This is a genomic window from Roseateles sp., assembly GCF_047654805.1.
GTDB lineage: Bacteria > Pseudomonadota > Gammaproteobacteria > Burkholderiales > Burkholderiaceae_C > Pelomonas.
Map to the genome: position 1 here is coordinate 3,607,305 of NZ_JASGIV010000001.1, position 26,899 is coordinate 3,634,203.

At 67.0% G+C, this 26,899-nt stretch carries 21 protein-coding genes and 2 tRNA genes; 14 read left to right on the forward strand and 9 right to left on the reverse strand.

Annotated features, from left to right (window positions below):
• The first annotated feature begins 42 nt into the window (after window positions 1–42).
• The 4 genes from prfB to QM732_RS16380 all read left to right on the forward strand — a co-directional run bounded on the left by prfB (window position 43) and on the right by QM732_RS16380 (window position 5,000).
• Window positions 43–1,147, forward strand: a protein-coding gene (gene prfB, locus QM732_RS16365; RefSeq protein ID WP_415657166.1) for a peptide chain release factor 2 whose coding sequence is annotated in 2 segments (ribosomal slippage) — window positions 43–123 and window positions 125–1,147 — 1,104 coding nt in all. Because the reading frame shifts where the segments join, the coding sequence is not laid out codon by codon here.
• 56 nt (window positions 1,148–1,203) lie between these two features.
• Window positions 1,204–3,867: an aminopeptidase N gene (pepN, locus tag QM732_RS16370; protein WP_415657167.1), complete on the forward strand. Its 2,664-nt coding sequence runs from the start codon at window positions 1,204–1,206 to the stop codon at window positions 3,865–3,867.
• A gap of 3 nt (window positions 3,868–3,870) precedes the next feature.
• Window positions 3,871–4,887: a class 1 fructose-bisphosphatase gene (locus tag QM732_RS16375; protein WP_415657168.1), complete on the forward strand. Its 1,017-nt coding sequence runs from the start codon at window positions 3,871–3,873 to the stop codon at window positions 4,885–4,887.
• A gap of 37 nt (window positions 4,888–4,924) precedes the next feature.
• Window positions 4,925–5,000: transfer RNA gene (locus QM732_RS16380), tRNA-Thr, on the forward strand.
• A gap of 92 nt (window positions 5,001–5,092) precedes the next feature.
• Here QM732_RS16380 and QM732_RS16385 read toward each other — a convergent pair.
• Together QM732_RS16385 and QM732_RS16390 are read right to left on the reverse strand one after the other, a co-directional pair.
• A complete protein-coding gene (locus QM732_RS16385) occupies window positions 5,093–5,758 on the reverse strand; it encodes an OmpA family protein (RefSeq protein ID WP_415657169.1) in 666 nt (221 codons plus the stop codon).
• 56 nt (window positions 5,759–5,814) lie between these two features.
• Entirely contained in the window at window positions 5,815–6,009 is a 195-nt protein-coding gene (locus tag QM732_RS16390; protein WP_415657170.1) for a CsbD family protein, read from the reverse strand.
• 304 nt (window positions 6,010–6,313) lie between these two features.
• Between QM732_RS16390 and QM732_RS16395 the strand changes: the two genes are divergently transcribed.
• On the forward strand, window positions 6,314–6,796 hold the full coding sequence (locus QM732_RS16395; RefSeq protein ID WP_415657171.1) for a hypothetical protein: 483 nt from the start codon (window positions 6,314–6,316) through the stop codon (window positions 6,794–6,796).
• Window positions 6,797–6,811: 15 nt separating this feature from the next.
• Here the strand turns inward: QM732_RS16395 and QM732_RS16400 are convergent, their stop codons facing one another.
• From QM732_RS16400 to QM732_RS16415, 4 genes are all read right to left on the reverse strand, one after another.
• Window positions 6,812–7,498, reverse strand: coding sequence for an N-acyl amino acid synthase FeeM domain-containing protein (locus QM732_RS16400; protein ID WP_415657172.1), 687 nt, complete (start codon window positions 7,496–7,498; stop codon window positions 6,812–6,814).
• Between the two features lie 112 nt (window positions 7,499–7,610).
• Entirely contained in the window at window positions 7,611–8,840 is a 1,230-nt protein-coding gene (locus tag QM732_RS16405) for an alpha/beta fold hydrolase (RefSeq protein WP_415657173.1), read from the reverse strand.
• Window positions 8,841–8,955: 115 nt separating this feature from the next.
• Entirely contained in the window at window positions 8,956–9,690 is a 735-nt protein-coding gene (locus QM732_RS16410) for a SapC family protein (protein ID WP_415657174.1), read from the reverse strand.
• Window positions 9,687–10,991 carry a hemolysin family protein gene (locus tag QM732_RS16415; RefSeq protein ID WP_415657175.1) on the reverse strand — a complete coding sequence of 435 codons (1,305 nt, stop codon included), beginning with the start codon at window positions 10,989–10,991 and terminating at the stop codon, window positions 9,687–9,689. The genes QM732_RS16410 and QM732_RS16415 overlap by 4 nt, the downstream gene beginning before the upstream one ends.
• Window positions 10,992–11,118: 127 nt before the next feature.
• On the opposite strand from QM732_RS16415, the gene QM732_RS16420 reads away from it, so the two are divergent.
• Together QM732_RS16420 and QM732_RS16425 are read left to right on the forward strand one after the other, a co-directional pair.
• The gene (locus QM732_RS16420; RefSeq protein ID WP_415657176.1) at window positions 11,119–11,943 is read left to right on the forward strand and encodes a symmetrical bis(5'-nucleosyl)-tetraphosphatase; all 825 of its coding nucleotides are present in this window, start codon (window positions 11,119–11,121) and stop codon (window positions 11,941–11,943) included.
• Between the two features lie 29 nt (window positions 11,944–11,972).
• A tRNA-Ser gene (locus tag QM732_RS16425) sits at window positions 11,973–12,062 on the forward strand.
• Between the two features lie 136 nt (window positions 12,063–12,198).
• Here QM732_RS16425 and QM732_RS16430 read toward each other — a convergent pair.
• The 3 genes from QM732_RS16430 to QM732_RS16440 form a co-directional block, all read right to left on the reverse strand.
• Window positions 12,199–13,767 carry an ABC transporter substrate-binding protein gene (locus QM732_RS16430; protein ID WP_415657177.1) on the reverse strand — a complete coding sequence of 523 codons (1,569 nt, stop codon included), beginning with the start codon at window positions 13,765–13,767 and terminating at the stop codon, window positions 12,199–12,201.
• A 56-nt stretch (window positions 13,768–13,823) separates the two neighbouring features.
• Window positions 13,824–15,062, reverse strand: a complete 1,239-nt coding sequence (locus tag QM732_RS16435) for an HD-GYP domain-containing protein (RefSeq protein WP_415657178.1) — start codon at window positions 15,060–15,062, stop codon at window positions 13,824–13,826.
• Window positions 15,063–15,188: 126 nt separating this feature from the next.
• Window positions 15,189–15,833, reverse strand: a complete 645-nt coding sequence (locus QM732_RS16440; protein WP_415657179.1) for a c-type cytochrome — start codon at window positions 15,831–15,833, stop codon at window positions 15,189–15,191.
• 100 nt (window positions 15,834–15,933) lie between these two features.
• On the opposite strand from QM732_RS16440, the gene QM732_RS16445 reads away from it, so the two are divergent.
• From QM732_RS16445 to QM732_RS16475, 7 genes are read left to right on the forward strand one after another with little or no spacing between them, the layout of a single operon-like run.
• The gene (locus tag QM732_RS16445) at window positions 15,934–16,788 is read left to right on the forward strand and encodes an AAA family ATPase (protein ID WP_415657180.1); all 855 of its coding nucleotides are present in this window, start codon (window positions 15,934–15,936) and stop codon (window positions 16,786–16,788) included.
• 49 nt (window positions 16,789–16,837) lie between these two features.
• Complete coding sequence (locus QM732_RS16450; RefSeq protein ID WP_415657181.1) at window positions 16,838–17,089, forward strand: hypothetical protein; 252 nt, start codon at window positions 16,838–16,840, stop codon at window positions 17,087–17,089.
• On the forward strand, window positions 17,086–17,679 hold the full coding sequence (locus QM732_RS16455) for a GNAT family N-acetyltransferase (protein ID WP_415657182.1): 594 nt from the start codon (window positions 17,086–17,088) through the stop codon (window positions 17,677–17,679). Before QM732_RS16450 ends, QM732_RS16455 begins: the two co-directional genes overlap by 4 nt.
• A 49-nt stretch (window positions 17,680–17,728) precedes the next feature.
• Entirely contained in the window at window positions 17,729–19,738 is a 2,010-nt protein-coding gene (locus tag QM732_RS16460; RefSeq protein ID WP_415657183.1) for a S9 family peptidase, read from the forward strand.
• Between the two features lie 48 nt (window positions 19,739–19,786).
• Window positions 19,787–20,977, forward strand: coding sequence for a vWA domain-containing protein (locus QM732_RS16465; protein ID WP_415657184.1), 1,191 nt, complete (start codon window positions 19,787–19,789; stop codon window positions 20,975–20,977).
• Window positions 20,977–22,785 (forward strand): autotransporter assembly complex protein TamA, encoded by a 1,809-nt coding sequence (locus QM732_RS16470; protein WP_415657185.1) that lies wholly within the window; start codon window positions 20,977–20,979, stop codon window positions 22,783–22,785. Before QM732_RS16465 ends, QM732_RS16470 begins: the two co-directional genes overlap by 1 nt.
• Window positions 22,782–26,672 carry a translocation/assembly module TamB domain-containing protein gene (locus QM732_RS16475; protein WP_415657186.1) on the forward strand — a complete coding sequence of 1,297 codons (3,891 nt, stop codon included), beginning with the start codon at window positions 22,782–22,784 and terminating at the stop codon, window positions 26,670–26,672. Before QM732_RS16470 ends, QM732_RS16475 begins: the two co-directional genes overlap by 4 nt.
• Window positions 26,673–26,899 lie beyond the last annotated feature (227 nt).

The window sequence follows — 26,899 nt, forward strand, 5'->3', positions numbered from 1 at the left end:
TCTGGCCCATGAGAAAATCGCCGTTTTCCAAAGAAGCCCGTCATGGACATCGAACACATCAACCAAATCGGCAACTCACTCGCCGACCTCTCAGCGCGCACCGACGCGCTAAGGGGGTATCTTTGACTTCGATCGCAAGGCACTGCGCCTGAACGAGGTCAATGCGTCGCTCGAGAACCCCACCGTCTGGAACGACCCCAAGCGTGCCCAAGAGCTGGGCAAGGAGAAGCGCGCGCTGGAAGCCGTGGTCGACACCATCACGATGTTGACCAGTTCGCTGGCCGACAACGGCGAACTCTTCGAGATGAGCCGTGAGGAAGGCGACGAGGCCGGCATGCTGGCCATCGAGGAGGACGCGGGAAAGCTGCGCGAGAAGATCGAGGAACTTGAGTTCCGCCGCATGTTCAACAACCCGGCTGACCCGAGCAACTGCTTCATCGACATCCAGGCCGGCGCCGGCGGTACCGAGGCCTGCGACTGGGCCGGCATGCTGCTGCGCCAGTACCTGAAGTACTGCGAGCGCAAGGGTTTCAAGGCGACGCTTGAAGACGAGACACCCGGCGACGTGGCCGGCATCAAGAGCGCCACCATCAAGGTCGAGGGTGAGTACGCGTTCGGCTTGCTGCGCACCGAGACCGGCGTGCACCGCCTGGTGCGCAAGAGCCCGTTCGACTCGTCCGGCGGCCGCCACACGTCGTTCGCATCGCTGTTCGTCTACCCGGAAGTCGACGACTCCATCGAGATCGACATCAACCCAGCCGATGTTCGCACCGACACGTTCCGCGCGTCCGGTGCCGGCGGCCAGCACATCAACAAGACCGACTCGGCCGTGCGCCTCACGCACATTCCGACCGGCATCGTCGTGCAATGCCAGGACGGCCGCAGCCAGCACAGCAACCGCGACGTCGCCTGGCGCCGCCTGCGCTCGCGGCTGTACGACCATGAGATGAAGAAGCGCATGGAAGAACAGCAGAAGCTGGAGGACACCAAGACCGACGTCGGTTGGGGCCACCAGATTCGCAGTTACGTGCTAGACCAGAGCCGCATCAAGGACCTGCGCACCAACTACGAAACGTCGGCGACGCAGAAGGTGCTGGACGGCGACCTCGACCCCTTCATCACCGAGTCCCTCAAGCAAGGCGTCTGACGCCTCCGGGCCGCTGCGGCGGCCCTTTCTTTTTCCTCACCCCAAGGAAGCCCCTCATGCGTGAAGGCACCGCCCCCCTGATCCAGCGCCTGGACTACCAGCAGCCGGCGTTCTGGATTCGCAAGGTCGACCTGAACTTCGACCTCGACCCGGCCAAGACCATCGTCACGAGCAAGATGCAGGTCGAGCGAAACACCGCCGTGCCGCACGGCCCGCTGCGTCTGCATGGCGAGGAACTGAATCTGTTGCGCGTGCTGATCGACGGCAGCAGCGTGTCATTCCGCCAGGAAGGCCACGAGCTCATCATCGACAACGCCCCGGACGCGGACTTCTCGCTCGAAATCCGCAACACCACCTGCCCCGACAAGAACACGGCGCTGTCGGGCCTCTACACGTCGGGCGGCAGCTTCTTCACGCAATGCGAGGCTGAGGGCTTTCGCCGCATCACCTACTTCCTGGACCGCCCGGACGTGATGGCCGTCTACACGGTCACGCTGCGCGCCGACAAGGCCCGCTTCCCCATCCTGCTGGCCAATGGCAACCTGGTGGACAGCGGCGACCTGGACAACGGGCGGCACTTCGCGGTCTGGAACGACCCCTTCCCCAAGCCCAGCTATTTGTTCGCCGTCGTGGCGGGCGACCTGGTCGCCCGCGAGCAACGCATCCGCACGCGGGCCGGCAAGGACCATCTGCTGCAGGTCTATGTGCGTCGCGGCGACCTGGAGAAGACCGAGCACGCGATGAACAGCCTCATCGCCTCCATCGTCTGGGACGAGGCCCGCTTCGGCCTGCCGCTGGACCTGGAGCGCTTCATGGTCGTCGGCGTATCCGACTTCAACATGGGCGCGATGGAGAACAAGGGCTTGAACATCTTCAACACGTCGGCGCTGCTTGCCTCGCCGGCGACTGCGACGGACGTGGATTTCGCGCGCATCGAGTCCATCGTTGCGCACGAGTACTTCCATAACTGGACCGGCAACCGCGTCACTTGCCGCGACTGGTTCCAGCTGTCGCTGAAAGAGGGTCTGACCGTCTTCCGCGACCAGGAGTTCTCGATGGACATGGCCGGCACGCCCAGTGCCCGCGCCGTGTGCCGCATCCAGGACGTGCGCCAGCTGCGTGCGATGCAGTTCCCCGAGGACAGCGGCGCCATGGCCCATCCGGTGCGCCCCGACAGCTACAGCGAGATCAACAACTTCTACACGGCCACCGTCTACGAGAAGGGCTCGGAAGTCGTCCGCATGTACCAGACGCTGGTCGGCCGCAAGGGCTTCGAGGCCGGCATGAAGCTGTACTTCGAGCGCCATGATGGCCAGGCCGTCACCTGCGACGACTTCGCGCAGGCGATCGCCGACGCCAACCCCGGCTCTGCACTGACCACGCGGCTGGATGCGTTCAAGCGCTGGTACTCGCAGGCCGGCACGCCGCGCGTTAGCGCCCGAGGTGAGCACGACGCCACCGCGCGCACCTTCACGCTGCGCTTCACGCAGCAGACACCCGCAACGCCCGGCCAGCCAACCAAGCTCCCCCAGGTCATCCCCGTCGTCATGGGCCTGCTGGACCGCCACGGCGTCGCACTGGCGCTGAATGCCAACGGTGACACCGAGCAGGTGCTGGTGCTGGACCAGGCCGAGCAGACCTTCGTGTTTGAGAACATCGACAGCGAGCCCGTGCCATCGCTGCTGCGCGGCTTCTCGGCGCCAGTGGTGCTGGACGACGCGCTGTCCGATGCCGCGCTGCTGGTGCTGATGCGCCACGACAGCGATCCCTTCAACCGCTGGGAAGCCGGCCAGCGCCTGGCGCTGAACCGCATCCTGCACGCGCTGCGTGCCGGCCAGCCGCTGCAGCTCAGCCCCGCCTTCATCGACGCGATGCGCGGCGTGCTGACGCACCCGGACCTCGATCCTGCCTTCAAGGAGCTGGCGCTGACGCTGCCAGGCGAGAGCTACATCGCCGAGCAGTTGGACGTCGTGGACCCGCAGGCTATCCACGCCGCCGTGCTGGCAGCGCAGGCCCAGCTCGCCAGCGCGCTGCGCGACGACTGGGCCGCAGCCTTTGAGGCGCACCAGGTCAAAGGCGGCTACACGTCCGACCCGATCTCGGCCGGCAAGCGCGCGTTGGCCAACCTGGCGTTGTCCATGCTCGTGCTGGACGCCCAGTCGAGCGGCGACGCCGTGTGGCCCGGCAAGGCCTACCAGCGCTTCAAGGACGCCTCCAACATGACCGACCGCATGGGTGCACTGGCCGCGCTCGTGAACGCCAACGCCGAGCTGGCCGCGCCGGCGCTGGAGCGCTTCCACGCGCTCTTCAAGGATGATGCGCTGGTCATCGACAAGTGGTTCTCGCTGCAGGCCCGCGCCCCCGAGGGCGAGGGCCGCGTGTTCGCCCGTGTAAAGGCGCTTACCAAGCACGCCGACTTCACGCTGAAGAACCCAAACCGCGCACGCAGCCTGCTGGCCTCACTGTGCATGTTCAACCCGGCTGCATTCCACCGCAGTGACGCGGCCGGCTACGTGTTCTGGGCCGACCAGGTGCTGGCCATCGACGCCATCAACCCGCAGCTCGCCAGCCGCATCGCTCGAGCGATGGACCGCTGGGCCGTGCTGGCCGATCCCTACCGCACGGCCGCCTGCGAGGCCGTGGCCCGCGTGGCCGCCAAGCCCGACCTGTCGCCCGACGTGCGCGAGATCGTCGAGCGCGCACTCGCCTCGGGGAACTGAGCCATGGCGCGCCAGACTAGCCTGACCCAGTACCTCATCGAGCAGCAGCGCCAGCACGGGCACATCCCGCAGGAGCTGCGCCTGCTGATCGAGGTTGTTGCGCGTGCCTGCAAGCGCATCGCCATCGCCGTCAACAAGGGGGCGCTTGGGGACGTGCTGGGCACTGCCGGCAGCGAGAACGTGCAAGGTGAGGTGCAGAAGAAGCTCGACATCATCGCCAACGAGGTGCTGATCGAAGCCAATGAATGGGGCGGCCATCTCGCCGCCATGGCCAGCGAGGAAATGGACGGCATCTACGTCGTTCCCAACCGCTACCCTCAAGGCGAGTACCTGCTGCTGTTCGATCCCCTGGACGGCTCCAGCAACATCGACGTCAATGTGTCCATCGGCACCATCTTCAGCGTGCTGCGCAAGGTGGGCCATGCACGGGGCGTGTCGGAGGAGGACTTCCTGCAGCCCGGTAAGCAGCAGGCTGCTGCAGGCTACTGTGTCTACGGTCCGCAAAGCATGCTGGTGCTGACGGTGGGTGATGGCGTCGCGATGTTCACACTGGACCGCGAGACAGGCTCTTGGGTGCTGACGCAGGACCAGGTGCGCATTCCCGAGGACACCAAGGAATTCGCGATCAACATGTCCAACATGCGCCACTGGGCGCCGCCGGTGCGCCGCTACATCGACGAATGCCTGGCAGGCTCTACCGGCCCCAGGACCAAGGACTTCAACATGCGCTGGGTGGCCAGCATGGTGGCCGACGTGCACCGCATCCTCACGCGTGGCGGCGTGTTCATGTACCCCTGGGATCAGCGCGAGCCCGACAAGCCCGGCAAGCTGCGCCTGCTCTACGAAGCCAACCCCATGTCCTTCCTGATCGAGCAGGCGGGCGGCGCGGCGACCAATGGCGTCGAGCGCATCATGGATCTGAAGCCGGGCAAGCTGCACGAGCGCGTTGCCGTTGCGCTGGGCTCTCGGAACGAGGTGGAACGATTCACCGCCTACCATCTGGAAGAGAAGCAAAAATAGAAGCTATAATGGCGGGCTTGACGCACAACACGTCATGGCCGGCATAGCTCAGTTGGTAGAGCAGCGCATTCGTAATGCGAAGGTCGGGGGTTCGACTCCTCTTGCCGGCACCAAACAAATCAAAGGGTCGACGCCTGAAGGCGTCGACCCTTTGTGCTTTGCGGCGGACCTTGAATGGGTACGTCGCCGCGCAGGAATCCTCTGCCTAGCCTTGCTCGGCAAGGAAGATCTCTACACGGCGGTTGGCCGCGCGGCCGGCCTCTGTGTCGTTGCTCGCTACCGGTTCATGCGAACCGCGCCCGGTGACGCTGACCCTTGAGGTGGAAACACCTCGCGAGGCCAGGTAGTCGCGCACCGCGACCGCCCGTTCGCGTGACAACGGATCGTTGATCGCATCACTGCCGGTGCTGTCGGTATGGCCGACGATGGTCACGCGGACGTTCGGGTCGAGGTTGCGCCCGACCTCGTCGAGCACCGGGCGCATCTGCGGCTTGATGTCGGCACGGCCGGTATCAAAGGACACATCGCTCGGCACGTTGAGCTTTAGGCGGTTGTCATCGGTGCGCGCAACTTCCACGCCCGTGCCTTGGCTGGCCTGGGCCAGCGCCTTGCGCTTGTCCTCCATGTGCTTGGACCACAGGTTGCCGGCCACGGCACCGACAGCGCCGCCAATGACGGCCCCTCGCCCGGCACTACCGCCCGTCACCGAGCCAAGGATGGCACCTGCCACCGCTCCGGCGCCGGCGCCCTTGGCCGTCCCCTGCTCACGCTCACTCATGGACGAGCAGCCGGCCACCAGCACGGCCGCGGTGACAAGGACTGCAGTGGCAGTGCGGCGCTGCGTGGGAATGAATGGATTAGTGAAACGCATGGCAAACCTCTTTGCGGGAAATTCTTGTCAAGCGGCAGGCATCGTCCGACTCGGCGTCAGGGCTTGCGGCTGCTGGTGCGAGCATCCTTGAAGGCTTCGCGGGCATCGCCCACGGCCTTCTGGACCTTGCCTTCGACCTGGGTCGCGGCGCCCTTGAGTTGCTGCTCGGTGTTCCCGGTGGCCTCACCCAGCTTGCGCTGGGCCTTGCCGGCCATCTCCTTAACACTGCCCTTGATCTGGTCGCTGTTCATGGCTCTGCTCCTTTGCTGCTGCCCTCGCGGCGGTATGCCCGAGAGGCCGATGCCAGCCTAAGGGTGGGACTGGGAACGCATCGCCAGTCTGGACCGGTACTGGCAGTCGGCCAAGTCCTACGTGCCAAGACCGGGTCGCGCCCCCGGCATTGCTGCTCCTCCTACGGCCGCACCGGATCCCGTCCGCTGCCTGGCGCCGCCAGCATCGACCAAGCTTCGCTCACGTCCCCACCCAGGAGACCCGCATGGGCAAGCAACTTCCAGCACGGCGGTCCGCCACCGCAGACACCCCAGGAGCCAGGCGATGACGACTGGAACCCTAGGCTCCTCCCCATCCCGCTCCTTGGCCGCCAGTCCCGGCGCCACGGCCCACGAGCAATTCCTGAACGAGTTGCAGTTGGAGCGGCCACGCCGCCCCGGCGGCAGCGCCATGGGTCGGCTCATGAAGCGCAGCCGCACACGTACCGCCGGCATCCGCTTCGAGTGGGTGCTACGAACCATAGGCCCTGTGCTACGCGTCGTCGCGACCTGGACTGACCGGTTTGGCCAGCCGCACCACACCTCGTTCTCGGTGCAGTGCAACGGCCTGGAAGGTGCGCTGGACCGGGCCATTGCGTCACGCATCTCCTGCGGCGCACCGTTACCCGACCGCGAGGATCTGCTAAAGCGCCTGCGCGGTGAATTCGCCACCGCACCTTATGTAGCTGACCGCATGGCTACCCACACGCCAGGTCGGACAGCACCGGCCAGCCTGTTCACACAGAAGGCCGCCAGCGAATGCCGCTGACCCCTGGCCCGCCCCTCAGGGCAGCTTGGCGAGCATGGATGCCTCAGTCGCCTCGTCCCAGAACAGCGGATAGAGGCAGCGCGCCGTGGACAGCCTGTCGGCACGGCCCGCCCAGAGGGATATCTGCTCGCGGATGGTCTCGAAATCGATGCTCATCAGCACGGCCGGAGCATTCACGCGCGGGTTGTGGCGCGCCGTCGTGTACGGCAGCAATCCCAGCCAACGACGGTAGAAGGCAACATGCCGAGGATTCACCTCGATGACCAGGCGCTGACAGCGTGCACGCCGGTAGGCGTGGAGATAGCCGAGATGGAAGATTTGCGCCAGCAGCGCTCGCGACTCCGGCGCGTTGCGATCCACGGCCAAACTACCGAACTCGCAGAGTTTGATGCCCGCGGCCCGCCATTCGGCCAGTTCCGCCTCGAACAGCAGGTCTGTGTGCAGGCCACCCACACCATCGAAGCGCACTGACATGGTGCCAACCGTCCGGTCGCCGTTTCGCGCCGTGCAAACGATGTCACCATCTTCATTGCGGCTGTTGAAACGCTCCCGCGTGAGAGCAAGGCCACGATCCCCGTAGCGACGCTCGACCAATTCGTAGGCATCGCCTTCCAGAGTGCCGAAGTCGCTGTCCAGCTCCAGCGGCGGGCCGCCATGGGGGGTCAGCGGGGTACGGCGGCTCTCTTCAAAAATCGGGATCATCGACTGCGTCCTTGGTACCCAACGCACCAAGCCGCGGAGTCTAGGGAATGAATCGACATAAATTGGTGAGGCTCACAGACCGATACAACTGAAATATTGCCCATTTTCGGGTTTACATGTCACCCAAAAAGGCGACAACACTGCTCTCAAAAGCTGCCGGCTGCTCGATGGGACCGAGGTGCGATGCTTCATCCAGCAAGCATAGCCGTGAGCGCGGAATGGAGGCCGCCAGGGCAGCAACGCGCTCGGGCAGCACGCCTCCATCCAGCGCGCCGCCGATGACCAGGGTCGCCCCCGCCCAGCCGGCAAGGGCACCGCGCAGGTCGGCATCGCGTACTGCTGCGCAGGCCTGGACGTAGGCGGCTGGATCCTGGGCCAGCAGGACGTCGCGCAGCAGGGTTTCGATGTCGGGGCGCGTGGCGCGCAGCGCCGGGTTCAGGTAGCGCGCCAGCGCCGCCTCCGTAACGCCCCCCATGCCCTGCCCGCGCACCGCGTCGATACGTTGGCTGAAAACGACTCGCGCCGCCTCGGGGTAATGCGAATCGCAGTGCGCCAGCACCAGTCCGCGCAGCAGGTTGGGTCGCGTCGCCGCGAGTTGCTGGGCCACGAGCCCGCCCAGGGACAGGCCGACCATGACGACGGGGCCGCAGCCCCATTCGGTGACGAGGCGGGCAGCGTCCTCGGCCAACTCGGCCAGGCCCCAGTCGGCGCGGGGGTTGGGCGAGCGCCCATGGCCGCGCAGGTCGTATCGCAGCGTCGGATGGCCAAGGGCAGCCAGGCGGCCGGCCAGGCCCTGCCAGATGGCTTCGCTCAGGCCAAGCGGGTGGGCCAGCAGCACCGGCACCTTGTCGCCCTCCCCTTGCAGCGTCACGGCAAGCTGGGGGCGGCTGAAGGTCGTGTGGTGGCGCGGGCGCGCGGCCGGCATCAGCGGCGCCGCCTCGGGCTTGATGCCCAGTTCCGCCAGCAGCGACATCGTGCGCTTGAAGGCGGTATTGGCGGCCGGCACGCCGGCATAGATGCCCCCCTGGATCAGCACCTCGCGCACGGTCTCGGGCGGCAAGCCGGCGGCCAGCGCCGCACGGCAATGCAGGTCGAACTCCTCCCAGCGGCCCTGCGCCATGGTGAAGGCGAGAACGAGCAGGCGGCGCGTCGCGGTGGGCAGGCCGGGGCGGTTCCAGACGGCATCCCAGGCGTAGCGGGTGATGAGGTCCTGGAAGTCGGCATTGAAGCTGGTCGAGTCCAGCGTTGCACGGCGCACCCATACGTCGCCCAGCACCTCGCGGCGGCGCGCGAGGCCGTGGTCGAAGTCGTCGCGGCGCTCGTCGTCAGTCAGCACGGGCATGTGATTCTCCCTGCGCATGGGCCCGAGGGTTGCGGTCATCGGTTGAGCATACCGGGGCTCTCCAAGAAAAAGGCCACGCATCGCGTGGCCTCGAATGGTGTCGAAGTGCCCCGCGTCAGGCGGCGTACTTGCCGACAAGGCGGTTCATGTTGGTCATCGAAAGGCGATGCATCTCGATCAGCGCGATGAGACCGTTGCGATGCAGCTCCAGCACCTTGGCGTCGGGCAGCTCGGCGTACTTCTTCTCGTCGAGCGCCAGGAAGCCCTCGACGTCAAACTTCTCGCCATTGGGCAGCGTGGCCTCAAAGCGCATGTCCTGCAGCAGCTCCATGTCGACGAGCAGGTTGCAGATCAGGCGGGTGCGCTCGGCTTCCTGCTCGAAGTTCTCAAGGAAGGCCTTGGCGTTCAGCAGGAACTCCGTCGGCTCGCCGTCCTTGAACAGCGCTTCGCCCTTGGCCTCGTTGAAGGCCTGCCACTTGCTGTCGTAGCAGACAGCCAGATTGTTGGCGTTGTCGTCCAGGCGAGCCATCATGAACGGATAGCGACGCACATAGGCGGGCACGTAGTTACCCGTCCACTTCTCGCCTTCAACGAAGAGGTTGGAGCCGGCACGCAGCCCCAACACGGCCAGCGGCGCCACGACGGGCTTGGCTTCCGTGGCGCCGTTGCCAGCGCGCACGAAGACGATGGGGTACTCCTTGCATGCATCCGCGAACTCGACGGCGGCCAGGAAGACCGAGTTCTGGTCGGCGACGCGACCGACGATGGACTGATCGGTGTCCAGCTTCAGGTTCTTGTGGACTTCGCGGTCCAGCGGCAGCAGTTCGCCGTACATCGGGGGGTTGCTCATGTTTCTTTCTCTCCAGGTTCGGCCAGGCGACTGACCAGCACTTTGTCCACACGCTTGCCGTCGAGGTCCACGACCTCGAATCTCCACGCGTCCCACTCCACCACATCGGTCGTGCGCGGCAAGCGCCCCAGCAGCAGCATGATCATGCCGGCCAGGGTGTTGTAGCGCCCACGGTCCTCCTCGGGCAGTTCCTTCAGCTCCAGGCGGTCCTTCAGCTCGGGCACCGGGATCAGGCCATCGATCAGCCAGCTCCCGTCCTCGCGCTGCACCGCCCAGGCATCGCCATCGCTGGGAGCGTTGAACTCCCCGGCGATGGCTTCAAGCACGTCACGCACGGCAATGACGCCCTGCACCTCGCCGTATTCGTCGACGACGAACACCAGCGGCGCGTCCGAGACGCGGAAATGTTCCAGCAGCTCCATGCCCGACAGCGTCTCGGGCACGAATAGCGGCGGCTCCAGGCCCGCCGTCAGGTCCAGAGGCCGCCCTTCCAGCATGCCCGCCAGCAGCGCCGGCGCGCTCGCCACGCCCAGCACGTCTGTCAGGCCGCCGCGGCACACGGGATAGCGGCTGAAGCCGTGCTCGCGCAGCATCGCCAGCACCTCTGCCGGCGTCGCGTCCACGTCCAGCCAGGCAATCTCGGCGCGCGGGATCATCATGGAGCCGATCTGGCGCTCGTCGAGGCGAAACACGTTGCGCACCATCTGGTGTTCGTGCTCCTCGATGACGCCGGCATCAAGCCCCTCTTCCAGGCTGGCCGCGATTTCTTCTTCCGTCACCCCGCGCGCACCCTTGTTGCGCAGGCCCAGCAAGCTCAACGTGGCCTCCGTCGAGATGCTCAGCGTGCGCACCAGCGGGCGCGCGATGATGGAGATGAATGTCATCGTCGGCGCCACCAGTCGCGCCACGGTCTCCGGATAGATCTGGCCGATGCGCTTGGGCACCAGCTCGCCGAAGACGATGGTCAGCAGCGTGATGATGACCACCACCAGCGCGGTTGCCGCGATCTGCGTGGCATTGGGGTTCAGCGCGAACGTGGCGCTCAGCCACGCCGACAGCGGGCCCGAGAAGGCCGCGTCGCCAACGATGCCGTTGAGCACGCCGATGCCGGTGATGCCGATCTGCACGGTCGACAGGAACTTGGTCGGGTTGTCGTGCAGGTCCATCGCGGCCTGCGCGCCCCCCTCGCCGCTTTCCACCATCACCTGCAGCCGCGCCTTGCGGCTGGCGGTGAGCGCCATCTCCGACATCGCGAACAAGCCGTTGAGAAGGATCAGGAAGAGAACGAGAGCGGTATCCATCGAAGGCGCCAGATCAAGGGAAAACCCGGATCGGCGCGGGGTCAAAAACGAAGCCCGGGAGACTATCAGAAGGCCAGGCCCCGGCCCATCGTGCGATCCCTCGCTCGGGGGCCGGGACAATCACGCCATGAATTATCTGATCGGCGATGTCCAGGGCTGCTGCGACGCCCTGGAGCGGCTGCTGCAACGCCTGGACTTCTCCCCGTCTCGCGACCGCCTCTGGCTGCTGGGCGACCTCGTCAACCGCGGACCGGCCTCGCTGGCTACGCTGCGCCGCCTCGCAGGCCTTGGGGATGCAGCGACCTGCCTTCTCGGCAACCACGACCTGCACCTGCTGGCCGCCCATCATGGAGTGCGCCACGCCCACCGCGGCGACACGCTGGACGACATCCTCGCCGCACCCGACCGGTCCACGCTGCTGGACTGGCTGCGCCAGCAGCGCATGGCCGTCTTCGAGGCGGGCTGGCTGATGGTGCATGCAGGCGTGGCGCCGCAGTGGAGCCGTGGCGACACCCTGACGCTGGCCGGCGAGGTGGAGGCGGTACTGCGCGGGCCGGATCTGCCCGACTTCCTGCGCGCCATGTACGGCAACGAGCCGGCGCGCTGGGATCCGGGCCTCAGCGGCACTGCACGGCTGCGCTTCACCGTCAATGCACTCACAAGGCTGCGTTTTTGCAGCGCTGACGGTGAGATGGATTTCAAGACCAAGGACGGCGCCGGCGCCGCGCCAGCGGGCTTCATGCCTTGGTTCGAGGTGCCGGGCCGGCGGACCGACGACACACCGATCGCTTTCGGCCACTGGTCCACGCTCGGACTCCTGGACCGCTCAAACCTGCTGGGACTGGACACAGGCTGTGTTTGGGGTGGCCGCCTGACGGCGGCGCGTGTGGACGGCACGCAGCGCGAGATCATCCAGGTCGACTGCAAGCAGGCGCAGCAGCCGGGCAACTGAGCCGGCGCCCCGTAGAATGCGCGCCCTGAGGAAGCGTGGGAGAGTGGTTTAATCCAGCGGTCTTGAAAACCGCCGAAGGTGTGAGCCTTCCGTGAGTTCGAATCTCACCGCTTCCGCCAGCTCGCCGTGAGTCGGTCCATTGCTTTTGCGGCCTGAAGCATTGACTTGCACCAGGTGCAAGTCTTAAGTTCATTTCGCAGGTGCAAACCTTAATTTCAGCAGCCTCCGCCAGGAGGCTGTTTTGCTTTCCACATATCAGCGGCCAACCTTCACCCAGGCCAGCTCCAGCCAGTTGTCTGGCCTGTGCACGGCCGTGACGTTCGCGCGTGCCGCCCAGGGCACCACCTGCCGGTGCAGCGGAATGACGTTGACCTGCTCCCGCAACTCGGCCAGCGCGCCGCGAACGAGCTGCTCGCGCTTCCTCTCGTCCGGCTCGACGCTGGACTGCGCCGCCAGCGCATCGGCGCGGTCGTTGCGGAAACCACCGAAGTTGTAATTGCCCACACCCTTGTCGCCACGAGTGCGGTACAGCGGCGTGAGGATGCTCTCGGCGTCCGTCACCGACCCGCCCCAACCGTACATGTAGAGGCTGGTGTCGTACTTCTCCAGCTTGGGGAAGTAGAGGACGCGAGGCATGGCGTTGACCTTGACCCTGACCTTCAGCTGCGCCCACATCGACGCCAGCGCAGTGCAAATCTCCTCGTCGTTGATGTAGCGGTTGTTGGGACAGTCCAGCGTCACCTCGAAACCGTTGGCGTAGCCAGCGTCGGCCATCAGCTTCCTGGAGCCGGCCAGGTCGTACGGCAGACGGGTCTGCAGCGCCTGGTCGTCAAAGGATGCGATGCCGGACGGCGTCAGCGCGCCGGTGGGCACCGACAGGCCACTCATCAGCTTGCTCCTGATCGCCTCGATGTCGATAGCCTGGTAGAGCGCGCGGCGCACCCGTTGGTCCTTGAAGGGGTTCTTGTCGCCCGGCACCTTGCCGTAGAGCAGCTTGTCGCGCGACTGGTCCATGCCGATGAAGACGAGGCGGTTCTCCGGCCCCTCGATGACCTTGATGCCGGCCGTGTTGCGCAGGCGCGAGATGTCACGCGGCGCGGGGTCGAGCACGAAGTCGATCTCGCCTGACACCAACGCGGCCAGCCGCGTCGCGTCGGTGGCGATGGGCGTATAGACGACCTCCTGCACGTTGCCCTCGAACTTTCCCCACCAGTTCGGATTGCGCTTCAACACGGTCCTGATGCCCGGCTGTCGGCTGGCCAGCATGAAGGGGCCAGTACCGTTGGCGTTCAGCGCTGTGAAGCTCTCCTCCTTGTTCTTGAAGTCCAGCGGCTTGGTGGCGCGATGGGTCTCACACCACTTGCGGCTCATGATCCAGAGCTGGTCAATGTGCTGCAGGAAGATGGGGTTGAAGGTGTTCAGCTGGAAGTCCACCGTCAGGTCGTCGATGCGCCTGGGTACACCGACGGCGTTGGCCCAGACGGCGATCTGCGAAGTTGGCTCCTTGGCACGCTGCACCGAGAAGACGACGTCGTCGGCCGTCAGCGGCGTGCCGTCGTGGAACTTGACGCCCTGGCGCAGTTTGAAGCGCCAGGTCAGCGGGCCGGTCTGTGCCCAGGAGGCCGCCAGGCCTGGCACCAGGGTCAACTTGGCATCGCGGTTGGTCAGCCGCTCGTAGATCTGGCCGTTGACCATGTTGGTCAGGCTCTCGTTCTGCGAGTCCGGGTCCATGGTCTGCGGATCGCCCTGGCTGGCCCAGCGCAGGGTCTGCGCCGAGGCACCGCAAGCGAGCGCCAGCAGGGCCACGCCAATCCATCGTTTCATCACTCTTCTCCCAACTGCAGGGCCCGCAGTTTAGGAGGGGCGGAAAAGCCCTTGCGTCAGCGCCTGGCGTTGGGGTTCCAGAGCTCGTCGAGGCGCCCGAAGTTCCAGTTCTCGGGTGGCTCGCGGCCGGCGATGCGATCGCTGGTACCAGAGGCCGCCAAGTCCAGCAGCTCCACCGGAATAGGCATGCCGGACTTCGTCGAGAAGAAGACCTTGACGCGTGGCGCGACGAGGGAGGCCGGGTTCTGCTCCACGACTACGGCCAAACGGCCGGACTGCAGCCGCACCAGAGTGCCGGTCGGGTAGATGCCCACGCTCTTGACGAAGGCCTGGAAGATGATGGGGTCGAACTGCCCCTTCCACTGCGCCATGCGCTGCAATGATCCGGCCGGATCCCAGGCCGTCTTGTAGGGGCGCGTGGATGTGATGGCGTCATAGACGTCGCAGACAGCGCCCATGCGCGCCATCAGGCTGATCTGCTCGCCGGCCAGCTTGTGCGGATACCCGGTGCCATCGATCTTCTCGTGATGATGTAGGCAGACGTCCAGCGCCGCCGGCGGTACCTTGACGCCATCCTTCAGCAACTCCCAGCCGCGCTCGGGATGGCTGCGCATCACCTTGAACTCCGCATCGGTTAGTGCGCCGGGCTTGTTGAGCACCTCCAGCGGCATCTGCATCTTGCCGACGTCGTGCAGCAGCCCCGCCAGACCCGCCTCTCGGGCCTGCTCGTCGGGCAGGCCCATGTGGCGGGCCAAGGCCACCATCAGGCCGCAGACGGCAACCGAATGCATGTAGGTGTAGTCATCCCTGGTCTTGAGCCGGGCCAGACTCAGGAAGGCCGAGGGGTTGCGCGCGAGGGACGAAGCGATCTCGCCAACGATGGGCAGGCAGACCTCGGTATCGATGGCCTTGCCCAGCCGCGCCTCGTTGAACAACGCCGTGACGGCCAGCCTCGAGCGGTTCAACACCTGCGACGCTCGGCTGAGTTCATCCTCAAGGCTAGTCCGCGGCTCGGGCTGCACCGGCGCCGGCGGGGGCAAGGGCACTGCGACGACCTCAACCTTCGGCGCCTCGGCCGGCACCTCGACCGGCGCAGGGGCCGGCGGCGCGACATCGCATCCCTTGCTGATGTCGATCCAGACAGCCGGCACGCCACTGGCCTTCAACGCCGCCAGGTCGGCCGGGTCAGCCAGGACGAACCTCGTCTTCCAGAACGGGTGAGACAGCCAGGAGCCCTCCAATGACTGGAGAAACATCCCTAATGTCGCTTCTGAGGCTGGAATCTTCTTGAGCATGGCCCTCACCGCGGGCCGAGTATCACCGCGGGGCCGGCCTCCGCGCGTGCAGCAATGCACACCCCGTCCGTCCCAAAAAGAAGAAAAGCCGCCCCGGGGGCGGCTTTGGCTGCTGGCGACTGGCGCTCAGCGGAACTTGCCCTGCGGCACTGTCGCCATCTCGGTCGGCAGCGAGCCGATGTAGGCGGCGATGGCCTTCAGCTCGGCATTGCTGAACTGCTTGACCTGACCGGCCATGACGCCGTTGCTGCGGCCGACATTGTTGTTGTTCTCAGTCTTGTAGGACTTCAGCGCGACGCTCAAATAGTCGGCGTGCTGGCCAGCAAGCTTGGGATAGCTGGGGTCGATGGGCTTGCTGAAGTTGGCACCATGGCAGGACACGCAGGCGCCCTTGGTCAGCAACTCGGCGACGTTGGCCGGCGCGGCCGGGACGCTGTCGGGCACGGCCGGCAGCTTGGCCTGCTGTTCGTAGAAGGCGGCGATGTCGTTCATGTCCTGCTCGCTCAGCGAACCAGCGATGCCGCGCATCGTCGGGTGCTTGCGGTCGCCCTTGGCGTAGGCCTGCAGGGCCGTGACGATGTACTTGGCGTTCTGGCCCGCAATCATCGGCACCTTGTGGATCTCGGGGAAGCTGGCCTGATAGCCGGCGATGCCATGGCAGCCGATGCACATGGCGATCTTCTTCTCGCCGGCCTTCACATCCTGGGCCTGGGCGGCAAAGGCGCCAAAGGCAGCGGCCAGGGCGAGCGAGATCTGCAGCAGTTTTTTCATGGTCCCAAGTGGTCTCGTGTTGGTGTCGTGTTCTTGAGCGGCGGCGATTATAGGAGGCCTCCTATACTGATCCGGCCTCGTTCAAGCCCCGGTTTTCCCCATGAAATTCCAAGGTTCCGACCAGTACGTCGCCACCGCCGACCTGATGCTCGCGGTCAACGCCGCAGCCACGCTGCAGCGCCCCCTGCTGATCAAGGGCGAGCCTGGCACCGGCAAAACCATGCTGGCTGAAGAGGTCGCGTCGGCCCTCGGGATGCCGCTGCTGCAGTGGCATATCAAGAGCACGACCAAGGCCCAGCAGGGCCTGTATGAATATGACGCCGTCAGCCGGCTGCGCGACAGCCAGCTCGCCGGCATCGAGGGCAGCGAGCGCGTTAGGAACATCGAGAACTACATCGTCAAGGGCGTGCTGTGGCAGGCATTCGAGGCCGACCAGCCCGTGGTGCTGCTCATCGACGAGATCGACAAGGCCGACATCGAGTTCCCAAACGACCTGCTGCGCGAGATCGACCGCATGGAGTTCTACGTCTACGAGACGCGCCAGCTCGTCAAGGCCAGGCACCGTCCGCTGGTCTTCATCACGTCCAACAACGAGAAAGAACTGCCCGACGCGTTCCTGCGCCGCTGCTTCTTCCACTACATCAAGTTCCCCGACGCCGAGACGATGCGCAAGATCGTCGACGTGCACTTCCCGACGCTGAAGCAAGACCTGCTGGCCGCTGCACTCAAGAATTTCTACGACGTGCGCAACCTGCCGGGACTGAAGAAGAAGCCCAGCACCTCAGAGCTGATCGACTGGCTCAAGCTGCTGCTGGCCGAGGACGTGCCAGTTGGCGCGCTGCAGGCCAAGGACGAGAAGGTCAGCATCCCGCCCCTGGTCGGTGCGCTGCTCAAGAACGAACAGGACCTGACCCTGTTCGAAAAGCTGGTCTTCATGCAGAAGAACAACCGATGACGAAATCCCCACGCCCGCATAAGCTCATCGCCCCCCGAGGGGGCACCCCGTGGCTCCGGACGGCCGGGCGCCACTGATGGCTCAGGACTTCGATCGCGCGATGCGCGAGGCCCTGGCCGACGCCGTCGGCTTCGTCGCCGGTGCACTGGCAGGCTGGTGGCTGGGCCGGCAGTTCGGCATCGACTTCATCAGCAGCACCGACTGGAATGCGCAGCAGATGGCGGGCCTCGTGCTCATCGTCGCCGGCTGTGGCGTGGGGCGCTTCGTCGCCCGCAAACTGATGCTGAGGAACAAGCCATGAAACCCGTCCTGCCCGTCACGCTGGCCACTCCCCCCGTCTGCCTGGTGCCGCTCACCCTGGAGCATGTGCCCGGCCTGCAGGCGGCCGCGGCCGACGGCGAGCTTTGGAACCTGCGCTTCACCAGCGTACCGGCGCCCGACGAAACCGTCGCCTACGTCGAGGCGGCCCTGGCTGGCCAGTCCGCCGGCCACCGCCTGCCTTTCGCGGTGCTAGACGAGGCAAGCGGCGAGGTGCTGGGCACCACCAGCTACCACGACATCGTGCCCGCCGTGGAACGCGTCGAGATCGGCTACACCTGGTATGCCAAGCGCGCGCAACGCACGGCCGTCAACACGACGGCCAAGCTGCTGTTGCTGACGCATGCCTTCGAGACGCTGGGCGCCCGACTCGTGGGCTGGCGCACCGACAACTTCAACCACGCCTCCCAGCGCGCCATCGAGCGTCTGGGCGCCAAGCGCGACGGCGTGCTACGCCACCACTGGCCGCGCCGTGACGGCACGGTGCGCGACACCGTCATGTACAGCCTGACCGCGGGCGAATGGCCCGAAGTCAAGGCCCACCTCAACTGGCAGCTCACCCGGCCAAGATAAGCTCCCTTCGCGCCTGGCACGCAGGTACACATACCAAGACGAGAACAACATGAAGACAGGGAAGAAGACGCAGCCGTTCGATGTCAACGCCCTCTGGGCCCTCGATCGGATCGGCGAACCCAGCCTCAGCCCCGACGGCGCCCAGGCGGCGGCTGGCGTCACCCGCTACTCGATGGAAACCAACAAGGCGCAGAGCAGCCTGTGGTTGTTCTCGACGCTCGGCGGCGAGCCGCGCCGCCTGACCGAAGCCGGCGAAAAGGATGGCAACCCGCAGTGGAGCCCGCGCGGCGACCTGATTGCCTTCACGGCCAAGCGCGAGCAGGCCGGCCCCAATGGTCGAGCGCTGGACGAGGAGCCCCAGCTCTACGTCATCCCGCCGGACGGCGGCGAGGCGCGACGCGTGGGCCTGGTGCCCACTGGCGTCGAGTCCTTCAAGTGGTTCCCGGACGGGCGGCGCATCGCCTTCGTCTCCTGGGTCTGGCCCAACTGCAAGGCCGCCGAGCAGGGCGCAGCGCAAAAGGACTTCAAGGCCCGCAAGGAGAGTGCCTACGTCACCGACGAGTCGCTCTACCGCTTCTGGGACCACAACATCCCAATGGGCCGCGTGCCGCGCCTGCATGTGATGGACGTGGAAACGGGCAAGGCACGCGACCTGTTCGAAGGCACGGCCTGGGAGCTGAGCCGCGCCGAGCCGGATGCCAACAGCTTCGACATCGCGCCGGACGGTCGCCGAATCGCCTTCGCCTTCGACCCGGGTGCCGAGAAGAAGCTGGACAACCGCTATGCGCTGGCCCAGATCGACGTGCGCACCCGCCGCGTCGACGTGCTGCTGCAGGACGCCGACTGGGACTTCGCCGCGCCGCGCTACAGCCATGGCGGCGCCCACCTCGCCTTCCTGGCCAGCCACCAGGCGCGGGGCCACAACCAGCCCAATCGACTGGCCGTACTGGACCGGCAGGGCCGCTGGGCCGTCTTCAGCGAGGAATGGGACCACGAGGTTAGCGCGCCGCTGCGCTGGACCGTGGACGACCAAAGCCTGCTCTTCGCCGCCGAGGAACGCGGCCGCCGCCACCTGTGGCAGTTCGCGCTAGGCGAACGGCTTGCCGAACCCGTCTTCGAGGGCGGCCATGTCGGCAGCTTCGCCTGTGCCGCCGACCTCGTCGTCGTCAACCACGACAGCGTGCAATTTCCGCCGCGCCTGTCGGTGCTTGGCGAGGATGGGCTGCACCGCATTGAGGCGCTGAACGACGAGCGCCTGGGGGCCCACACCTTCGGCCGCCATGAAGAGGTGACGATCACCGGCGCACGCGGCGACGACGTGCAGATGTGGCTGATCTACCCACCCGGCTTCGATGCCAAGAAGAAGTGGCCGGTCATGCACGTCATCCACGGCGGCCCGCACACTGCCTTCGGCGACAGCTGGCACTGGCGCTGGAACCACCAGGCATTCGCGGCGCAGGGCTACGTCGTCGCCTGCGTGAACTACCACGGCTCGTCGAGCTTCGGGCACGAGTTCCTGGACTGCATCACCGGCCGATGGGGCGAGTACGAACTGCAGGACGTGGAGGCCGGCACCGACTGGCTGCTGAAGAAGTCCTGGGTGGACAGGAAGCGCATCGTCGCCACGGGCGGCAGCTACGGCGGCTACATGGTCGCCTGGATGAACGGCCATGTGAAACCCGGCCGCTACCAGGCCTACGTCTGCCACGCCGGTTGCTACGACTGGCAGGCCATGTACGCCGACGACGCCTACAGCTGGCACCGCAAGGAGCTTGGCGCGGCCTACTGGGACGATCCGGCCCGCGTCGCCGCGCAGAGCCCGCACGCGTTCGCAAAGAGCTTCCGCACGCCCACGCTGGTCATCCACGGCGCGATGGACTACCGCGTACCCGACGCCCAGGGCCTGGCCCACTACAACACGCTCAAGTCGCTGGGCGTGCCGTCCCGCCTCGTCTGGTTCCCGGACGAGAACCACTGGGTGCTGAAACCGCGCAACAGTCGGCTCTGGTACGGCGAATTCTTCGACTGGCTGGCTCGCCACGCGCCGGCGCGGCGCTAACCCCTGCACACAAGCGCGCCACCGTCAGCCTTTCATAATCGGCACGCCATGCTGATCCAGTTCTTCTACACGCTACGCGCCGCCAGGCTCAAGGTGACGGTGCCTGAGTACCTGACGCTGCTCGAGGCGCTGCGCGTCGGCGTCATCGGTGGCCCGGACAGCGACGGCGTGGCCTCCATCGACGACTTCTACCATCTGGCCCGCACCAGCCTGGTCAAGGACGAGACCCAGTACGACAAGTTCGATCGCGCCTTCGCCGCCTACTTCAAGGGCGTGGAGATGCTGACTGACTTCACGACCGACGTGCCGCTGGAATGGCTGCGCAAGCAACTCGAACTGGAGTTGACGCCCGAACAGAAGGCCGCCATTGAGAAGATGGGCTGGGATGAACTGATGGAGACGCTGAAAAAGCGCTTCGAGGAGCAGAAGGAACGTCATGAAGGCGGCAACCGCTGGATAGGCACCGGTGGCACCAGCCCCTTCGGCAATTCGGGCTACAACCCGCAGGGCATACGCATAGGCGGCAAGGGCGGCGGCAAAAGCGCCGTCAAGGTCTGGGAACAGCGCGCCTACCGCGACTATGACGACACGCTGGAGTTGGGTACGCGCAACATCAAGGTCGCGCTGCGACGCCTGCGCCGCTTCGCGCGCGAGGGATCGGAACTTGAGCTGGACCTGGACGGCACCATCCACGGCACGGCTGCCAATGCCGGGCTGCTGGACATCCGCATGCAGCCCGAGCGCCACAACAAGGTCAAGGTGCTGCTTCTGATGGACGTGGGCGGCACGATGGATGAGCACATCCACCGCGTCGAGGAGCTGTTCTCCGCCTGCAAGAGCGAATTCAAGCACCTGGAGTTCTACTACTTCCACAACTGCGTCTATGACTTCGTCTGGAAGAACAACCGCCGCCGCTTCGCCGAAAAGCTCAGCACCTTCGACCTGATCCGCAAGTACAACCGCGACTACAAGCTCATCTTCGTCGGCGACGCGACGATGAGCCCCTATGAGATCCTGCAGGTCGGTGGCAGCGTCGAGTACAACAATGACGAGGCCGGCGCCGAATGGCTGCAGCGCCTCACCCACGCCTTCCCCAAGTACGCGTGGATCAACCCCGAGCCGCAAGGCGTTTGGCAGTACCGGCAGAGCATCGCGCTGATCCAGCAGCTGATGCAGCAGCGCATGTTCCCGCTGACCCTCTCCGGACTGGAAGGCGCCATGCGGCTGCTGAGCAAGTAATGGCGCGTCTGCTCGCGCTGCTGTTCGCGGCGCTGCTGAGCGCCTGCGCTACCCAGACCCCGCCGCCAGCCGCCGCGCCGGCCCCCGACATCCCTGCCGACGCGCCCGCCGTCTACAGCCTGGACATCCGCGTCGACGATGACCGCGACGGCAGCCTGCGCGCGCTGCTGCAGCAGAACCTAGACCTCGCCCGCTACCGAGCCAGCGAGGCCGCACTGAGCCGCGTCGAGCTGGCGCGGCTGGCGGCGGCCGCACCGTCGCAGGCGCAGGCGCTGCTGGAAACCGAAGGCCACTTCAACGCCACCGCCGAGGTGGAGCGCGACGCCGAGGACGGTACTCGCCTGCGACTTAATGTCCATCCGGGGCCGCTCACCCGCGTGGGTAAGCTGGAGCTGGAGTTCACCGAGGGTTTGGCCGAAGACGATGCCAAGGCCTTGCGCGAAGTCCTGCGCGGGCTGTGGCCGCTGAAGAGCGGCAGCGCGTTCACTCAGTCGCAATGGGCCGCTGGCAAGAGCGAGCTGCTGCTGCGCGCGCGCACCGGCGGCTTCCCGCTGGCGCGCTGGGCCGACACCGCAGCCCGCGTCGACCCTGACGAGCACAGCGCCGAGCTCCGCCTCGTGCTGGCCAGCGGCAACCGCGCCCGGCTCGGCACTCTGCACATCGAAGGACTCAAGCGCCAGGACCGCCGGACCATCGAACGCCTGGCCGGCTTCGACAACGGCGACGCCTACACCGAGCAAAAGCTGGCCGAATTCCAGGAGCGCCTGGCCAAGACCCAGCTCTTCGATGCCGTGCGCGTGCAGTTGCAGTCCGAGACCCTGGACCCGGATGGCAGCAACCCCGTGCTGGTCACAGTCACCGAGTCGGCGCTGCAGCAGGCCACCGTCGCGGTTGGCTACCACAGCAACACCGGCCAGAGCATCAGCGTCGAGCACCTGCACCGTCGCCCCTTCGACCTCCCCGTGCGCGCGCGCACCAAGCTTCAGCTCAGCCGTGACCTGCGCGGTGCCGAGCTAGAACTCAGCTCGCATCCCCAGCCCGACCTGCACCGCAACATCGCCGCGATGCAGTTCGAGCAGGACCGCTCGGGCGATACCGTCGCCACCAACCTGGGCCTGCGGCTGGGTCGGCTGTACGAATCGACCAACGACGAGCGGCTCAGCTACGTCGAGCTGCTGCGCGCCCGTGAAACCACGGGCGCGCAGGTCAACACCAATCTCGCCCTCTCCATCAATCAGCAGTGGATACGCCGCCGCCTGGACAGCACCCTGCTGCCCACCGACGGCCACCAGGCCCTGGCCCTGGTCGGCCTGGGTTATGCGAAGGGCGGCGGCACCGACGACAGCGGCCCCTTCGGCCGCATGCAGCTCAAGCTGGGCGTCTATAAGCCGCTCGGTGCCAGTTGGTACGGTTCGGCGCGCGCCGAGGTGGCGCAGGTGGTTGCGCACGACCGCGTGGGCGTACCCGAGAAGCTACTCTTCCTGGCCGGCGGTGACGAGTCGGTGCGAGGCTACGCCTACCGGAGCCTCGGCGTGGAACGCAACGGCCTGACTGTGGGTGGCCGCGTGCTGGCCACCGGCAGCCTCGAGGTGGCGCGCCCCTTCACGATGAGCATGCCCAGCCTCTGGGGCGCGCTCTTCATCGACGCCGGCAACGCCGCCTCGCGCTGGGCCGACTACCGCCCCGTCGTCGGCTACGGCGCCGGTGTACGCTGGCGCAGCCCCGTCGGCCCGCTGCGCGTTGATCTCGCTCGCGCGCAGGAGACCGGCAAGTGGCGGTTGCACTTTTCAGTGGGGATCGCCCTGTGAGGCGCAGCCTTCGCGTCCTGCGCGCCGGCCTGATCGTGCTGGCCCTGGTGCTGGTGCTGCTGGCCGGTTTCGTCGCGTGGCTGCTGCATCGTCCTGCCGGCGGTGCATGGCTGCTAGCCCACCTGCCCGGCGTACAGATCGAGGCTCCCGAGGGCTCGTTGATGGGCGACTTCAGCGCCCGCCGCCTGCTGCTGAGCTGGGCCGGCGGCGAGGCCGAATTGCGTGGCCTGCGCTGGCAGGGCCTGGGGCTCAATGCCAGCGACGGCCTGCTGCTGGCACGCGAGCTGGCCATCGACGAGATCAACATCCGCAGCCAGTCCAGCGACACGCCGCTCGCCGCACCGCCCGACTTGACACTGCCGCTGGGTGTAAACATCGCCAGTTTGCGCGTGGGCCGACTGAGCTGGTCTCCGCAGCAGACGCCGCTGCTGGACCTGGAAGCCCAGCTCGATCTGCCCCGACGCGGCACACACCACGTCCAGATCAAGGCCGCGCGCTGGCAACACCTGACACTCGCCGGTGAGGCCCGCATCGGAAGCGCCGCGCCGCTGCAGACCGACGCGGCGTTGCGCGTGGCGCAGGCCGAGGCGACCGAGCTGCCGTGGAGGGCGGTCGCCGCCGTCACAGGCCCGCTGGCCCGGCTCAAGGCGAAGGCTGAACTGGAAGCAGCCCACCAGACGCTGAAGGCTGACGGCGAGATCCAGCCTTTCGCGCCCTGGCCCGTCAATGCGCTGCAACTGCAGGCTGACCGGCTGGACCTGGCAGCCCTCGCACCCGGCTTGCCGCGCACGGCGCTGAGCGGCACGGCACGACTCAAGGCGCCGGCCCTGAATGCCGAGGCCACGCTGCAGGCCGAGTTGCGCAACGGCGCCGCCGGCCGCTGGGATCAAGGCGCACTGCCAGTCAACCGCCTGGTGCTGGCATTGGCCGGCCGCCCCGACCAGCCCACCAGCCTGCGCCTCACGGCCCTGGATGCCGAGCTGACCGGCGGCGCGCGCGTGCAGGGCAAGGGGCAGCACGAGGCAGACGGGCGCTGGCAGCTCGACGCGCGCGTGCAAGGACTGCGTCCCGAGACGCTGGACGCGCGCGCCACGCCGGCCCGCCTGGACGGTCCGTTCAGCCTGGCCGGCAGCAAGACCGGCCCGCTCAGCGCCCGGCTCGATCTCGGCGGCACGCTGGAGAGGCGGCCGCTTCGCATCAAGGCCCAGGTCCAGGGCGAGGGCAGCCAATGGCGGATCGAGGAGGCCCGCCTCACCAGCGGCGACGCGACGCTGCAGGTCAGCGGCCGCGTCGACACGACTGGCACCGCGCAGTTCACGGCCCAGGTGCGCCAGTTCGACCCTCACCTGCTGTGGCGCGGTGCGCCGGGCTCCGCCTGGGCCAGGCTGCCCGGCCCGACGCGTCTGAACGCCGATGCAGATGCCGGCGTACGCGGCAGGACGCTGGCCGCGCTCACCGGCAGCGTCGACGTCCGACTGCTGCCCGGCCAGTTTTCCGGCCTCGTCCTTGACGGTCACGCCACGCTGAAGCGTGAGCGCGCGAACGACGCCGCAGTGTTTGATGTGGACCTTCGCCTCGGCGGCAGCCGCGTGCAGGCTGGCGGCCAAGCCCGGCCCGAAGCCGTCTCCGGCACCGCCACGCTGAAGGCTGGCGCGTTGGCGGAGCTGAATCCGCTGCTGGCCCTTTTCGGCCAGCCGCCCGTCGCCGGCCAGGGCGATGCCGATGGCAGCTTCCAGCTCATCCGCGGCGTCAAGAGCTGGGAAGCTGGTGGCAGCGGACGGCTGACGCTGGTCTCGGCACGCGCCCAGGGCGTCTCCGTCGCCAGTGCCAAGGCGCGCTGGGAACTGCCGCTGCCCGGCGCAGACGGCGATGGCCCGGTCGCGTTCTCGCTGGACGTCGGCCAGCTGCGTCACCCACAGGCCCAGTTCACCAGCCTGAAGCTCGATCTGCAGGGGCGGCGCAGCTCGCATGAGCTGAAGGCCCAGCTGAACGGCAGGATTGCGCGCGATGCGCAAGACCTGACTCTCGATGCCCAGTTGCAGGCCCACGGCCGCTGGGACGCCCAGGGCTGGGCGGGCCGCATCGCCCGAATCGCCGTCGGCCCGCTACGGCCCAACACGCCAGCGTTGCTGGCTGCCAGCGACATCGGCCTGCGCTGGGCCAGCGACGGCCCTCGCCTGCAAGCCGAGCCGGGCCGCGCCGAGATCGGCGGCGCCTTCGTGCGCTGGCAGACACTGAGCTGGACTGGCGGCGAGCACCCCGTGGCCCGCGCGGATCTGCAGCTGGAAGACCTGGCCGTGGCTCCGCTGCTGGCGCGCTGGCAGCCCGACTTCGGTTGGAGCGGTGACCTGCGCATGACTGGCCGTGCCAGCCTGCTGCTGAACGAGCGCATGACGGCCGAGCTGCTCATCGAACGCCAGGGCGGTGACCTGCGCGTGACCGACGAATTCGGCCAGCGGGCACTGGGCCTGACCGACCTGCGCCTGGCGGTCAACGTACAGGATGGCATCTGGCGCTTCGCACAGGGCATCGCCGGCAAGGAGCTGGGCAGCTTCGGCGGCGCGCTGGCGCTGCGGCCCGCCCAAATGTGGCCTGACGCATCGACACCGCTGGAAGGCGTACTGCAGGCCAATGTCGCCGACCTCGGCACCTGGGGCAGTTGGGTGCCGGCCGGCTGGCGCCTGGGCGGGCGCGCGGCAGCCACGCTGCTGCTCGCCGGCCGCGTGGGCGCCCCCGACCTGACCGGCCGCGCCGAGGGCGAGAACATCGCGCTGCGCCATCTGCTGTACGGCGTGGACGTGACCGAGGGCCGCTTCACGTTGGACCTCAAGGGCCAGCACGCCGAGCTCTCGAAGCTGGAGGCCCGCGGCGGCGACGGCTGGCTGCGCGCAAGCGGCAGCGCCGAACTGGGCGCCCAGCCCAGCGCCCACATCCGGCTGACGGCCGACAAGCTGCGCGTGCTGTCGCGCGTGGACCGTCGCGTCGTCGCCAGCGGCGAAGCCACGCTGGGCCTTGATGTCAAGGGCCTGAAGGTTGACGGCAAGCTGCGTGCCGACGAAGGCCTGTTTGACTTCAGCCGCAGTGATGCACCGGCGCTGGCAGACGACGTGACTGTGGTGCGCGGCGCGCGTGGCGAAGGCGACGGCGCACCCGTCGCGCCACCCGCACCCAAAGCTGTGCGCAACAGCAGCGTCAACATCGCGCTGGATTTCGGCCGCGACTTCAAGGTGCGTGGCCGCGGCCTGGCGACGACTCTGCGCGGCCAGCTCCAGCTCAGCCAGAACAACGGCCCGCTGCGCATGACAGGCAACCTCACCGCCGACGGTGGCCAGTACGCGGCCTACGGCCAGAAGCTGGACATAGAGCGCGGTGACATCCGCTTCAGCGGCGCCTACGACAACCCGGCGCTGGATCTGCTGGCCGTTCGCCCCAACCTCGACGTGCGCGTCGGAGTCTCAGTCGGCGGCACGGCATTGGCTCCGCGCGTGAGCCTGTATTCCCAGCCGGAAATGAGCGATACCGACAAGCTCTCCTGGCTGCTGCTGGGCCGCGGCCCCGATGGCCTGGGGCGCACGGACACCGCGCTGCTGCAGCGTGCCGCACTGGCCCTGCTCAGCGGCGAGGGCGAAGGTCCCACGGGCAAGGTGCTGCGCAACCTCGGCCTGGACGAACTCTCGCTGGCGCAAAGCGACGACGACACCCGCGCCACCATCGTGCGCCTGGGCAAGCAGCTCTCCAGGCGCTGGTACGTGGGTTACGAGCGCAGCCTGAACGCGACGACGGGGTCGTGGCAGCTCATCTACCGCATCGCGCAGCGCTTCACGCTGCGTGCCCAAGGCGGCGACGACAACGCCCTGGACCTGATTTGGCAATGGAAATGGGATTGAGCTGGCACCGCGCCGAGCCATTCAGACGCAGCAGCGGCAATCGGAGGCCATGGGGCCACGCAACGCCCATGGCATAACAACGACCGACGACAACGCATGCGTGCTGTCTGAGGCGGTATGGCAGACGCACTGAGGAAGACATGTTGCGGCAGCGCTGCGGGCGACTCCCCGGTACGCCGGCCCTGATGTCACGCCATCTGTAGGACGACGCCGCCTTGTGAAAGCCT